At 71.4% G+C, this 252-nt stretch carries 1 protein-coding gene; it reads left to right on the plus strand.

What is annotated here, in order from left to right; translation table 11 throughout:
* Positions 1 to 252: transglutaminase N-terminal domain-containing protein (locus tag RVY79_RS20755; RefSeq protein WP_317466487.1), on the plus strand; the 252-nt coding region annotated here is incomplete at both ends.

Here is a 252-nt window from a genome sequence, read left to right on the forward strand (position 1 = left end):
CTCACGCCCTGCGACACGCAGGACCAGACGGTGGTGAGCTGGCTGGTCGGCGTGGATTGCGACGCGCGCCTGCGCGACGCGGGCGACGGCTTCGGCAATTCGGTGACGATGCTCTATGCCGAGGGGCCGATCGCGGCGCTCGACATCACCGTCACCGGCGAGGTGCTGACCAGCGAGGCCAGCGGCATCGTGCGCGGCAGCCTGGAGCCGCTGCCGCCGCTCTTCTATCTGCGCGGCACTCCGCGCACCAGG

Origin of the sequence: Chromohalobacter sp. HP20-39 (assembly GCF_033052815.1) — a bacterium.
Lineage (GTDB): Bacteria > Pseudomonadota > Gammaproteobacteria > Pseudomonadales > Halomonadaceae > Chromohalobacter.